We start from the raw sequence: 13,176 nt of genomic DNA on the forward strand, positions 1-13,176 counted from the left end.
ACTAGCGCGTTGCCACCGGCATTCCGCAATCCGAATCACGAAACGAGATCCCATCGGGAGACAAGAGACTTATGAGCACTATCGAAGAACGCGTCAAGAAAATCGTCGTCGAGCAGTTGGGCGTCAAAGAAGATGAAGTCACGCCAAACGCGTCATTCGTCGACGATCTTGGTGCAGATTCCCTCGACACCGTCGAGCTGGTGATGGCTCTCGAAGAGGAGTTCGAGTGCGAAATCCCCGATGAAGATGCCGAGAAAATCACCACGGTTCAGCAGGCAGTCGACTACGTCAAGGCGCACGTCAAGTCCTGATGAGCTCCGCCGGAGCCTGTCCGAGCCGGCAAGGACCCTGGCAATCATTGTTGCCGCCGCGCCGCCGAATCACGGGCGTAGCGGGTTACCGACCGGGTCTTTAGAGATACACCCCGCTGCGCCCTAGAGGCGCAGCTTTCATTTTGAGGGCAGGCAACGCTACGCGTGCGTATGTTGTGCGCGGAGCGCCTCCTGAACTGCGGAATAGAGAACATGAGCAAACGTCGCGTCGTAGTTACCGGTCTAGGCATTGTCAGCCCTGTTGGAAACGATCTGGCCACGGCCTGGGGCAACATTACGGGTGGCAAGAGCGGCATTGGTCCGATCACCAATTTCGACGCCGGAGCCTTTCCGACTCGAATTGCCGGCGAAGTGCGTGATTTTGATCCCAGTACGTGGATTCCACCAAAAGATGTCAAGAAAATGGACAGCTTCATCCATTACGGGGTCGCGGCCGGACTGATGGCGCTTCAGGATGCGGGGCTCGAAATTACCGAAGCCAATGCAGAGCGTGCAGGGGCGCTGATTGGCTCCGGCATTGGCGGGATCGCGGGCATCGAGAAGACAACGGTGGCCTGGCATGAAGGCGGGCCGCGCAAGATCTCACCGTTTTACGTTCCTTCGACCATCATCAACATGGTCGCCGGCCATCTTTCGATCATGACTGGCATCAAGGGTCCGAACTTCTCTGCCGTGTCGGCGTGCGCCACTTCAAATCACAGTATTGGCATGGCGATGCGTCTGATCCAGTACGGGGATGCAGACATCATGGTGGCCGGTGGCGCCGAATATGCCACGGTACCCACTGCGGTTGGCGGTTTCTGCTCCATGAAGGCCATGTCGACGCGGAATGATGACCCGACACAGGCGAGTCGCCCGTGGGACAAGGATCGAGACGGATTCGTGCTCGGTGATGGCGCCGGCATTCTGGTTCTCGAGGAATACGAGTCTGCAAAGGCGCGCGGTGCGCGTATTTATTGCGAACTGGCCGGCAGCGGCAGCAGCAGCGACGCGTTTCACATGACTGCGCCAAAGGAAGATGGCGAGGGCGCCTCACGTTGCATGGTACTTGCAATGGCGGATGCAGGAATCAACGCCGACCAGGTCGACTACGTCAACGCGCATGGCACTTCCACGCCATTGGGCGACCTTGCCGAGACCTACGCCCTGAAGAGTGCCCTTGGCGAGCATGCCAAGCGCACGATGGTCAGTTCGACCAAGTCGATGACTGGACACCTTCTTGGCGCCGCTGGTGGTGTCGAGGCGATTTTCACAATCCTCGCCCTGCATCATGGTGTCGTTCCGCCGACCATCAATCTGGACAATCCAGGTGAAGGCTGTGATCTGGACTATGTCCCCAACGTCGCCCGTGAGAAGAAGATCTCGACCGCCGTTTCGAACGGGTTCGGTTTCGGCGGCACCAATGGCACGCTGGTATTTCGGCGGATGTGAGGCGCGGAATCCCGGGCAAACCCGTGCCAGGTCAAGCGGGCGTCACCATGATCCTGCCCGGTCGTCGGGATTTGCTGGCGCTCGCTGCGGCATTTCCGGAGCGCTATCCGGGGTTGCTTGAGAGTGCCGCGGACGGCACTGCACATGCACGGCACGACATTCTCTTTGCTTTTCCGCATTCATCGCTGCAACTGGATAGGCACGGATGTGTCCGTGATTCAGCAGGTGAGGTGGTGGGCAGCGGCTTTCTCGAAGCGCTTGATACCGCCTGGAAGCAATCATCCCGAGCACGAACAGAGAGCACTGATGGCCTCCCGTTTCATGGTGGCTGGCTGGTATACCTGAGCTATGAGCTCGCCGGGGAAATTGAACCTCGATTGCAGTTGCACAGCACCGAAGGATTGTTGCCGGTTGCCTTGGCAGTGCATTGCCCGGTAGCCGTGATCGTCGATCACGAAAGTGATCAGACTTTCCTGATTGCCGAGCCCGGGTTCAGTCATTTGCTCGACCAGGTGGAAAGCGACCTGGTCGAATGTTTGCCGGTGGCCGCGCAGCCGCTGGAAGTCGAATCGATAGAAGAAGACGACCCGGCAGTTTTTGTGCGTGCCGTCGCACGCACTCATGAATACCTGCGCGACGGTGATGTATTCCAGGTCAACCTGTCTCGCGAATGGCGCATTGGTCTTGCCAGTGACACTTCGCCCGCCGTGATCTACGCGCATCTTCGCGTGGCAAATCCCGCGCCATTTGCAGCCTTGTTTCAGTGGGAAAGTTGGGCGGTGGTCAGTTCCTCACCAGAGCGACTTGTGCAGATTCGCGGCAACAAGGTACAGACTCGCCCGATCGCCGGGACCCGGCCACGACTGCCCGGGGAAGATAGCGCTGCGCGGATTCGCGAGCTGGTCGGGCATCCGAAGGAGCGCGCCGAGCATGTCATGCTGATCGATCTCGAACGCAACGATCTTGGCAGGGTATGCATTCCAGGCACCGTGATCGTTGACGAGCTCATGGGGGTAGAGAGCTACGCCCATGTTCATCATCTCGTCTCCAACGTGAGTGGCGAATTGCGACCGCGAACGACACCGGGCCAGGTGATCCGTGCGGTCTTTCCCGGCGGGACCATCACCGGCTGTCCGAAGGTCCGCTGCATGGAGATCATTGCGGAACTGGAGCCCTCGGCTCGCGGCGCCTTTACCGGAGCTGTAGGTTACCTCGACAACAATGGCGACCTTGACCTGAATATCCTGATTCGTACCTTGGCTGTAGAAGGCAAGCGAATCAGCCTGCGTGCCGGCGCAGGTATCGTCATTGATTCCATTGCGGAATCGGAGGTTGCCGAAACCCGTGACAAGGCGCGCGGCTTGCTCCGCGCATTCAATATCGACGGGTGAGACCGACATGCCCGAATGTGAACTGCAACCCTGCTACGCTCCTCGACGAAGAAATCGGAAACCCATGCAAACTATCCGCATGCACCAACAATCTGGCAGGGTTCGCTGGCTGCTCACATTGGCATTGGTCTTCCTGGCCGGCCTGTGCGCTGTTGCCGTGCTCGCGTGGCAGGACTATCGGCGTTTCGTAGACGCCCCATTGTTGCTCGATGAAGCGCGGGTCATGGAGTTTTCGCGCGGTACCGGGTTTCGCGACATCGTGCGTCAATTGCGCCGAGAACGGATTAGCGATGGATCTCCTTTCTATTGGCGCCTGTTGTCGCGGGAACTGAACGTGGCTTCCAGGTTGCATGCTGGCGAGTACGCGCTTCAGCCCGGACTTACGCCGCGCGGGCTGATCGAGATGATGGCTGCGGGCAAGGTGGTCCAGCATCAGTTCACGATTGTCGAGGGATGGACGTTCAGGCAATTGCGCCTTGCACTGGCCAAAGAGAAGGGAGTTGGCCAGACCCTGTCAGGGCTCGATGACGCCAGCATCGCCGCGCGGCTGGATATCCCGGATGGAAAGCCGGAAGGCTGGTTCCTTCCCGAGACATATTCCTGGGTGAATGGCGACGACGATTTTGCGATTCTTTCGCGCGCGCATGCCGCCATGCGCGCTGCACTGGACCAGTTGTGGCCCGAGAGAGATCCGGGCGTGCCGCTGAAGACCCCATATGAGGCGCTGATTCTTGCATCAATCATTGAAAAGGAAACGGGCATTGCTGATGAACGGCCCCTGATAAGCGGCGTATTCACCCGCAGACTGCAAATCGGCATGCGCCTGCAAACGGACCCAACCGTGGTCTATGGGCTCGGAGAGGCGTACGACGGCAATATTCGTCGACGCGATCTGGAAACAGACACGGCATTCAATACCTACACGCGTGATGGATTGCCCCCCACTCCCATCGCCTTGCCGGGATTCGCGGCGCTGGAAGCGACACTGCATCCGGCCGGCGGCAACACGCTCTATTTCGTCGCTGTTGGCGACGGCAGTGGACGCCATGAGTTTTCAGCGACGCTGACCGAACACAATCGCGCCGTCTCCAGGTATCTGAAAAGAAGCAGGCAACGATGAAGGGTTGCCTGATAAGCCTGGAGGGGGGCGAAGGCGCGGGCAAGAGCACCGTGCTCGAAGCCTTGCGCGCCCATCTCGAATGTTTGGGGATCAAACTGCTGGTCACCCGTGAACCCGGCGGGACAGCGCTTGGCGAGGCGATCAGATCGGTGGTGCTTGATGAGCAGATGGGCCAGGTCTGTGCCGAGAGCGAACTCCTGTTGATGTTTGCGGCACGCGCACAACTGGTGCGTGAGCTGATCATGCCTGCACTCGACGAGGGCACGTGGGTACTGAGTGATCGCTTCACCGATGCAAGCTATGCCTATCAGGGGGGCGGGCGAGGCCAGCCGGAAGGAAGAATCGCCGAGCTTGAAGCCTGGGCTGCCAGCGGCATCAAGCCGGACCTGACCCTGTTGCTCGACGTTCCTGTCGAAATCGGTCTGGCGCGTGCCCAGGTTCGAGGGGTTCCTGACCGCATCGAAAGCGAACAGTCGGGCTTCTTCGATCGGGTTCGTTCGGCTTACCGTGAGCGTGCCGGACTTGAGCCGAGTCGCTTTCGCATCATTGATTCAAGCCAGGATATCGATAGTGTGGCTGCCAGCGCGCTTGCTGCTGTCGATGAATTCATGATCAGACAAAGAGATTCGAAATGACTCTGCCAAGCTGGCTTGGCGAACATTGGCGCCAGCTTTCTGCGCGTCTGCAACGCAACGAGCTGCCGCATGCACTGCTCATATGCGGAGATGCCGGTCTCGGCAAGCGCGCACTCGCCAGCGCACTTGCCAAGGCAGCACTGTGCGATTCGCGTCTCGGCGACGGGCACGCCTGTGGTATTTGCAGGGCGTGCCAGCTGCTCTCGGCCGGGTCCCATCCCGATCATGTGCCGATCGAGTTCGAGCCACGCGACGATGGCAAATTGCGTAGCGAAATCACTGTCGAACAGATACGCAAGCTCTCCCAGCGACTTTCGCTTTCGACACAATATGGTGGCTTGCAGGTTGTCATCATCGATCCTGCGGACAAGATGAACACCAGTGCTGCCAACGCACTGCTCAAGACTCTCGAGGAGCCCTCGGCAAGTACCGTGATCCTGCTCGTCAGTGATCGACCGGCGCGTTTGCCGGCTACCATTCGCAGTCGATGCCAACGCATCGAGTTGAGGAATCCTGAGCCCGGTCTGGCCAGGGGCTGGCTCGAAGCCCAGGGAGTCACCGTGGAAACTGCTGAAGCGGCACTGGCGTGTGCGCTCGGCAATCCAGGTGAGGCCCTGAACGCCATCAACAGCAACGCGATGGGATTGCGGGACGAATGCGCCAAAGATCTCCTCGGGCTACGAACTGCAAGAATCAGCGCCCTGACCGTCGCCGAGGCCTGGGCTGGTGACCGCCCCGCGCAGCGACTGTGGCATGCCGCCGTGATCGCCAGAGACGAGGCGCTACACCTGGCCAACGGCAAGCCTGGCAGACTCGGCTTGACCGGGGCCAAGGAAATACCCAAGCTAGCAGCATGGTTCGCCGCAGCCAACAGATCGCGCGAACTGCTCGATACCCAACTGCGCAGTGAACTGGTCATGCTCGACCTGCTGCACACATGGCAGATGCCGCGGAGACCATGAAATGTCGACACCCGTAGTGGGGGGAATGCCTAGACAGGGAATCCTGTCACTGGCCATCAAGGACAAGGGCGCGTTGTTCAATGCCTACATGCCGTACGTCAAGGGCGGCGGCTTGTTCGTTCCAACGAGCAAGCGCTACAACCCGGGCGACGAGGTTTTCATCCTGCTTTCGCTGATGGACGAAAAGGACCGCTTGCCCGTAGCCGGAAAAGTAGTCTGGATCACACCGCCCGGAGCCCAGGGCAATCGCACCGCGGGCATTGGTGTGCAGTTCAATGAATCCAGCGATGGTGATGCGGCGCGCACCAAGATTGAATCCATTCTGGCCGGCATCCTGCTGCAGGAACGGCCGACCCACACCATGTGATGCGCGTTCTTGTTCTCGGTGCAGGCGCAACGGGTGGCTATTTCGGCGCCCGCATGCACGAGGCAGGGTCACGCGTGTCGTTTCTGGTCAGGCCTCACAGGGCCGCATTGCTGGCCCGGGAGGGCTTGCGTATCCGTGCGCATGAAGGGGATATCCGGGCCGACGTTGATGTTTTGACCGGTATCAACGGTGACCAGGCCTGGGATCTGGTCCTGCTTTCATGCAAGTCCTACGATCTTGAATCAGCGATCGAAGCGATCATGCCTGCCGTAGTCAGGGGCGCAAGGGTGTTGCCATTGCTCAACGGGATACGGCATCTCGATGCACTCGATACGGCGTTTGGACGCGATGCCATACTGGGCGGCCTTTGTCATATATCGGTGGACTTGCAGCAGGACGGGTCGATTCGTCAGGCTGGCTCCATTGCGAGGCTGACCTTTGGCGCACGCAACGATACCGCCTCCATCGACCCCGCCATGTTGCGAGCATTGCTCGCAATGCCATTCGATGTCGCACATCGCACCGACATCCTTTCCGCCATCTGGGAAAAGTTCATCTTCCTCTCGGCGTTGGCTGGGATTACGTGCCTGATGCGCGCGAGCATCGGTGAAATCGTGGCCGCCGCCGACGGCGCGGATCTCATTCGCTGGTTGTATCTGGAGTGTGCGGAAGTAGCCAGGCGCAGCGGCCATGCCCCCAGTGACGAGGCCATGGGCGAGGCCATCGAGATCCTCAACGCAAGGCATTCTCCCCTCAAGGCGTCGATGCTCCGCGACCTTGAGCGTGGGGGGCGTACCGAAGCCGAGCATGTCCTGGGCGACATGCTCTCGCGTGCCAGCAAGCTTGGGGTCGATACGCCACTGCTGAGCGCAGCCTGTGTCCAGCTGCGCGTGCATGAGGCCCGCTTGGCGGGAAGTCATTGACACGCGCTGGCTGAAACTTCGACTGGTCAGGCTTCTGGGGCCTTCAGTTCCTTGCTGTCCCAGCCGTCTCGCGGCGCAAAGCGAGGCCCATGGCGCTGCTCGAGTGCCTGCAGACGCTGCTTCAGGGCATCGGCACCTGTATCGCGGATGTACTGGATCGGGCCTCCCCGGAATGGAGCGAATCCAGTCCCGAAAATCACCCCTGCATCGCAAAGATCCGCGTCATCGACAACGCCATCATGCACGCAGGCTACCGCTTCGTTGAGCATGGGCAGGATCATGCGATCCTCGATATCGTCCGGTGCGGAATACCCGGGATCGACCTCCGGCTTGAGCGGTTTTCCGTTTTCCCACTTGTAGAACCCCTCGCCATCCTTCTTGCCGCGCTTGCCCGAAGCGAGCAAGGACTCCATGCCTTCCGGGATATCCAGGTTGAGGAACTCTGACAGCTCCTTGCCTACAGAGGCTGCTACATCGAGGCCAACCGTATCAGCAAGTTCGATCGGTCCCATCGGCATCCCGAATTTCTTCGCAGCCTTGTCGAGTACGGGGCCCGGGACACCTTCTCCGTATAGCCGGACCGCTTCCAGCATGTAGGGCATGAGGATCCGGTTGACAAGAAAGCCAGGCGTGCCCTTGACCGGCACCGGCAGCTTGTCGATTGCCCTGCAGAACGCCATTGCCCGCCGCGCATTGTCGTTGTCGAGTGCATCATGACGCACGATTTCGACCAGTGGCATGAGCGCCACGGGGTTGAAGTAGTGAAGTCCGAGGAACCGTCCCGGGCTGGCAACAGCCTGACGCAGTTCGTCGAGCGGAATGCTGGAAGTATTCGAGGCCAGTAGTGCACTCGGCTTCATGTCCGGTTCGGCATTCTTGTAGAGGGCCTCCTTGGCCTTGGCGTTTTCGTATATTGCCTCGATCACGAGATCGGCTACCGCAACGCCCTTGCCTTCGACATCCGCCTTCAGTCGTGCTTTCGCCGCAGCGATACGATCGGCCGTCTTGAGGCGTTTGCTGAACATTTCCTGCGCTCGCTCCATCGCGGGATCGATGTATTTCTGTTCGCGATCCTGCAGCGTGACGTTGAAACCACGTAGTGCCGACCACGCCGCGATATCACCGCCCATGACTCCTGCGCCGATGACATGGACATGGCCGATGCCATGATCGACTCCTGCGCCAAGCCCCTTGAGTCGTTCTTGCAGGAAGAACACCCTGATCAGGTTTCGGGCTGTACCGGTTTTCGCCAGTTTGGCTACTGCTCTGGCCTCGTTGCGCAATCTCTGCGACAGGTTTCCGCCGCGTCGCCAGGTCTCGATCAACGCGAACGGAGCAGGATAGTGATCAGGCCTGGCCTTGGCCGCTGTTTGCTTGCGCATGATGGGAGCAAGAATCTGGCGCGCCGGCCAGGTATTCGTTGCCCATGCCTGCAAGCGTTGCTGCATTGGCCGGGTAGGCGGGCGACGAATGATCTCGCGGGCTCGCTCAAGCAGGGTTTCTTCAGACGTTACTGCATCTACAAGTCCGATTGCGCGTGCATGTTCGGCGGATGCAGTCCGCCCTGTAAGCATCAGTTCCAGAGCTTTTGGAGCACCGATCAGGTAGGGCAGGCGGGCGCTTCCTCCCCATCCAGGGAAAATGCCGAGCTTGACCTCGGGAAGCCCGATGCGTGTCGAAGGGTCACGCGTGGCAACCCGGTAGCGACAGGCGAGGGCCAGTTCCGTGCCACCGCCCATGCAATGCCCATGGATGGCGGCAACCGTCGGACAACGCAGCCGGGCGAGTCCCTGCAGGACGCGCTGCCCATAGCTCAGGGCATCGAGCACGGTCCCTGCCTTGTCGAAGCTCTCGAACTCCTTGATATCAGCCCCGGCGATGAAACCGGCAGCCTTGCCCGAGCGAATCACCAAGCCGCGCGGTGGATCAAAGGAAAGGCGTTCGACGATCTCCTGGAGTTCATCGAGGACCTCCCTCGCGAACGTATTGACCGGGCTACCGACCCGATCCAGCGTCAAGACGACGATCCGGTCAGCGTCCTGTTCGCTGCTCCAGTGTTTGAAGCGGAGTCCTTCGAACATGGCTTTATCCTCGCAGAATCGGACAGCTATGATCCGGTCAAGCTGCGCCTCTGGTCAATGCACCCGGTTCAGACTAAGGTGCAAAGCTCAGGGGGAAGGGTTCCGATCAAGGCCATGCAGGAATCGGCGAGCGTACAAGTCACGCCCAGGCTGTTTGAGCAGATTCTCAATTCCGAGGGAAACCTGATCGGGATCGAGACCGCCCAAATGGAAGACACTCTGGAGCAATTTCGCCAGCTCGCGATGCGAAGCGGGCAATCGGTGTACCTATGGGATCCGGAAAACGGCATTGCCGCGCTGCGACAAAGCGAGATGCGCATTCCGGGGTCAAAGCGTCTTAATGATGCCTTGCGCTTCATCCTGCAGAGCATGCAGTTCGGGGTGTATTTGCTGATTGATTTCGATGACCAGATCAAGCCACCGAATACGGCGTTGCTGCGACGTTTTGCACGTATCAGGACCGGAAATCAGCGCAAGATGGTATTCCTCTCGCGAAAACTTTCGTTCCCGCAGGAGATCGACGCCCTGGTCGAGCGACTTACGCCCGGAACCGCCGCGAACAAGCGCCCGCGTTTGCGCGATGGCCGCTGGGTACGTTGATGGCTCCTGATCACGGAAACGGCGCAGTTTTGATCGTGGCGACTGATCGTGATGATCGGCGGATCCTGTTTGACGCGCTGGACGCGCAGGAATTCGATGCCATCTATACGGCCAAGGACATCGGCCAGGCGCGTACCTTCCTCGACCAGGATCCACAGATTGACCTGGTGGTGCTCGAGTTTCTGGGCTCGGCCGCCGATGCGGTTTCCTTCTGCAACGAGCTGGTCCAGTTCAGGCCACTCAATCCAGTTCCGGTCATCGGGCTGCTCGCATCTGCGTCTTCGGAGCAAGTCTGGAACTGGGAAAACATGCCGCCTGGTGTTGTCGAGTGGATTTCGAGCCCGGTCAATCCCGCCGAAGCCCTTGCGCGGATACAAGTCCAGTTGGGTGGGCGTGATGCAATCGCCGGCCAGAACCAAGCAGGCACGGATGCAACCCCGCACCAGTATGCGTTCGACGGAAGCCTCGACGAGCTGGCTCTGGTTGACCCGAAGAGCGGACGCCTGCTCGAAGTGAATCCGGCCTTCGTCCAGCGCAGCGGCTATTCGAGGATCCAGTTGCTCGGTGGTCGAATCGACAATTTCGATGCCGTCCTTGCGCCCGGCCAGCGCGGCGAACTCAATCTGAAGCTTGAGCGGGAAGGCAGGATCCAGTATCGGGCACAGAAGCCGCATGCGGACGGTAGTGCCTATCCGGTCGATGTGCATGTGCAGCTTGCCGTGCAGGAAGGACGTGTCGCGCATTTCTACACTTTCAGGGAACTTGGTGAGCTCGGACGGTATGAGCAGGCCCTCCAGGTGATATCGAACCTCGCCCAGGTGGGAGGCGGTGAGGAGGGCATCAGTGCGGCCGTACGCAGCCTGGTCGACTGGTTGGCGTTGGACTTTGTTGCTCTGGTCGCATTGCGGCTGGACCAGGCTGGAGAAACCCAGCCGCTCGTCGTGTTCCACCGATTCAGCCCGGCGGACGACACCCCTGATCCGTTGCGGCAGGGAATCCTCAAGAGCGTGCTCGATGGCGACGAGGTGATCCAGCTCGCGGATGCATGGCGCTTGAGTTCGGACAATGGTTTCGTGCGCGAACGCCGCTTTGAATGCCTGATCGGCTTGCCTCTTTGCGACGAGCGCAAGGTTGCATTGGGCGCGTTGATCGTCGCTCGACGCGAACCGATCCAGAAACAGTCCCCGATGATTGAAGGTTTGCGCGCCGTCGCCCACAGGCTTGCGCTGGAACTGGAATTGCGCCGGACCCGTGAGCAGGGGCGTGTTCGTGGCTTGCAGGACTCCCTGACCGGATTGCCCAATCGATTGCTGTTCAACGATCGTCTTGAGTCGGTGATTCAGGAGGCCCATCGAACCGGCGAAATGTTTGCCGTGCTGTTCGTGGATCTGGATCGTTTCAAGAACATCAACGACTCGCTGGGTCACAGCGTGGGCGATCACGTGCTCGTCGCTGTTGCGAGGCGCTTGCGCCTGTGTGTCCGGGCCTCGGATACAGTGGCACGCTATGCCGGTGACGAGTTCACGATGATCCTGCGCCATATCGTGCAGCGTGACGATGTCATGCGCATCGCGGAAAAGATCGTGCGCGTGATGGAAGCCCCGTTGACCCTGCCCGATGGCCTGGAGATCCAGATTACGGCCAGTCTCGGCCTGAGTTTCTACCCGGATGATGCGACGGTCGCAGAGCGCCTCCTGAAACATGCCGACGTGGCGATGTATACGGCCAAGGGCATGGGCCGCAATAATTATCAGGCCTATGTTGCGGTTCCCGAGGAATCTCATCAGCAGCGCCTTGCTCTGGAGGCCAAGCTGCGCCAGGCCGAGCGTAACGGCGAACTTCGCGTGTTCTATCAACCGCAGGTCGATACGGCCAGCGAGGACATCGTCGGCATGGAAGCGCTGATACGTTGGGAACATCCCGAGCTCGGCATGATCAGCCCAGGCTTTTTCATTCCGCTTGCCGAGGAAACAGGCCTGATCATCCCGATTGGCGAATGGGTGTTGCGTGCCGCCTGCCAGGATGCCCGGCGTTGGCAATTGCGTTTCTCCCTGCCGCTTCGCATCAGCGTCAATCTTTCGCCGCTGCAATTGCGCCAGCCCAACCTGGTCGGACTTGTGGCCGCCGTTTTGGAGGAAACCGGTGTCCCTGCCAGCCTGCTTGACCTGGAAGTCACCGAGAGCATCAGCGTCAAGTCGATTCCCAACCTGCTCGAAACGCTGCAAGCCTTGCGTGAGCTAGGCTGCGGGATATCCATCGACGATTTCGGTACGGGCCAATCTTCGCTTGACTACATAAAACGATTTCCAGCTGATCGAATCAAGATCGATCAGGCCTTCGTTCGCAATATCGGGCTCGATCCGGACGATGAGGCCATCGTGCGCGCTACCATTGGCATGGCCCACAACCTCAATCGTGGTGTTGTCGCAGAAGGTGTGGAAATAGAAGCTCATCTGGATTTCCTGCGCGAACTGGGCTGCGAAGTGCTGCAGGGATATCTGTTCTGTCGCCCATTGCCTGCGGCTAGCTTTGAGAGCCTGCTTGCCGAACGCGAAAGACTGCTTGAAGAGCAACCGCTGTCCGGCGGCCAGATCTGATCTGGACACCGCGGGATCAGTGGCATTCCACGAACTTGGTCCGTGAGAACCCGGTACGACTGGAAATTGAATGCCGGTCCCGGTCATCATGGTGTTTGAAACTATTTCCCGATGATGGTGTCTAGGACAGTGTGCCTCGAACCCATCGCCGGCAAGGAGATCTGCCCGCATGGGCGAAAGCGAATTGGATCAGGCGCTTGTTGAGCGCGTCCAGAAAGGTGACAAGCGAGCTTTTGACTTGCTGGTGCGCAAGTATCAGCACAAGATCATCAGCCTGGTTACACGCTATGTGTCCGACTGGAGTGAAGCACAGGACGTGGCTCAGGAGGCGTTCATCCGCGCCTATCGCGCCATCGGTGCATTCCGTGGTGACAGCGCGTTCTACACCTGGATTTACAAGATTGCGATCAACACGGCCAAAAACCACCTTGTTTCCAAGGGACGCAGGCCGCCGATTGGTGATATCACCATTGATGATGCCGTTCTTCTTGATGGCGCATCGCAGTTGCGCGATAGAGCCACCCCCGAGCGTGAATTATTGCGCCAGGAAATTGAACAAACCGTGTTCAGCACGGTCGAAGAGTTACCCGAGGAGCTGCGCACCGCCATTACCCTTCGTGAGGTGGACGGTTTGAGCTATGAGGAAATCGCCGAGGCGATGAATTGCCCCATTGGCACGGTTCGCTCCAGGATTTTCCGGGCGCGAGAAGCCATCGATGAAAAGCTGAGGCCTCTGG

The 13,176-nt window shown here is 59.5% G+C and carries 12 protein-coding genes; 11 read left to right on the forward strand and 1 reads right to left on the reverse strand.

From position 1 onward, the window contains the following. Positions 1 to 71: 71 nt before the first annotated feature. From acpP to WBP53_RS07925, 8 genes are all read left to right on the forward strand, one after another. On the forward strand, positions 72 to 311 hold the full coding sequence (gene acpP, locus WBP53_RS07890) for an acyl carrier protein (RefSeq protein WP_092404824.1): 240 nt from the start codon (positions 72 to 74) through the stop codon (positions 309 to 311). A gap of 213 nt (positions 312 to 524) precedes the next feature. Then, positions 525 to 1,763 (forward strand): beta-ketoacyl-ACP synthase II, encoded by a 1,239-nt coding sequence (fabF, locus tag WBP53_RS07895; RefSeq protein WP_423927648.1) that lies wholly within the window; start codon positions 525 to 527, stop codon positions 1,761 to 1,763. Between the two features lie 47 nt (positions 1,764 to 1,810). Then, positions 1,811 to 3,154, forward strand: a complete 1,344-nt coding sequence (locus WBP53_RS07900) for an aminodeoxychorismate synthase component I (protein WP_423927650.1) — start codon at positions 1,811 to 1,813, stop codon at positions 3,152 to 3,154. Between the two features lie 64 nt (positions 3,155 to 3,218). After that, positions 3,219 to 4,274 (forward strand): endolytic transglycosylase MltG, encoded by a 1,056-nt coding sequence (mltG, locus tag WBP53_RS07905; RefSeq protein ID WP_423927652.1) that lies wholly within the window; start codon positions 3,219 to 3,221, stop codon positions 4,272 to 4,274. Then, a complete protein-coding gene (gene tmk, locus WBP53_RS07910; RefSeq protein ID WP_423927654.1) occupies positions 4,271 to 4,909 on the forward strand; it encodes a dTMP kinase in 639 nt (212 codons plus the stop codon). The genes mltG and tmk overlap by 4 nt, the downstream gene beginning before the upstream one ends. Next, the gene (holB, locus tag WBP53_RS07915) at positions 4,906 to 5,871 is read left to right on the forward strand and encodes a DNA polymerase III subunit delta' (RefSeq protein ID WP_423927656.1); all 966 of its coding nucleotides are present in this window, start codon (positions 4,906 to 4,908) and stop codon (positions 5,869 to 5,871) included. The genes tmk and holB overlap by 4 nt, the downstream gene beginning before the upstream one ends. 1 nt (position 5,872) lies before the next feature. Beyond that, positions 5,873 to 6,238 carry a PilZ domain-containing protein gene (locus WBP53_RS07920; RefSeq protein WP_423927658.1) on the forward strand — a complete coding sequence of 122 codons (366 nt, stop codon included), beginning with the start codon at positions 5,873 to 5,875 and terminating at the stop codon, positions 6,236 to 6,238. After that, complete coding sequence (locus tag WBP53_RS07925) at positions 6,238 to 7,161, forward strand: ketopantoate reductase family protein (RefSeq protein WP_423927660.1); 924 nt, start codon at positions 6,238 to 6,240, stop codon at positions 7,159 to 7,161. Before WBP53_RS07920 ends, WBP53_RS07925 begins: the two co-directional genes overlap by 1 nt. Before the next feature lie 26 nt (positions 7,162 to 7,187). Here the strand turns inward: WBP53_RS07925 and WBP53_RS07930 are convergent, their stop codons facing one another. Next, positions 7,188 to 9,242 (reverse strand): 3-hydroxyacyl-CoA dehydrogenase NAD-binding domain-containing protein, encoded by a 2,055-nt coding sequence (locus WBP53_RS07930; protein ID WP_423927662.1) that lies wholly within the window; start codon positions 9,240 to 9,242, stop codon positions 7,188 to 7,190. A 114-nt stretch (positions 9,243 to 9,356) separates the two neighbouring features. On the opposite strand from WBP53_RS07930, the gene WBP53_RS07935 reads away from it, so the two are divergent. From WBP53_RS07935 to rpoE, 3 genes are all read left to right on the forward strand, one after another. After that, positions 9,357 to 9,842: a hypothetical protein gene (locus WBP53_RS07935; protein WP_423927664.1), complete on the forward strand. Its 486-nt coding sequence runs from the start codon at positions 9,357 to 9,359 to the stop codon at positions 9,840 to 9,842. Continuing rightward, positions 9,842 to 12,439 (forward strand): EAL domain-containing protein, encoded by a 2,598-nt coding sequence (locus WBP53_RS07940; protein ID WP_423927666.1) that lies wholly within the window; start codon positions 9,842 to 9,844, stop codon positions 12,437 to 12,439. Before WBP53_RS07935 ends, WBP53_RS07940 begins: the two co-directional genes overlap by 1 nt. A 169-nt stretch (positions 12,440 to 12,608) precedes the next feature. Beyond that, positions 12,609 to 13,176, forward strand: a 568-nt coding sequence (gene rpoE, locus WBP53_RS07945) for an RNA polymerase sigma factor RpoE (protein WP_423927668.1), incomplete at its 3' end; no start/stop codon positions are given.

The organism is Dokdonella sp. (genome assembly GCF_049593775.1).
Taxonomy (GTDB): Bacteria; Pseudomonadota; Gammaproteobacteria; order Xanthomonadales; family Rhodanobacteraceae; genus Dokdonella.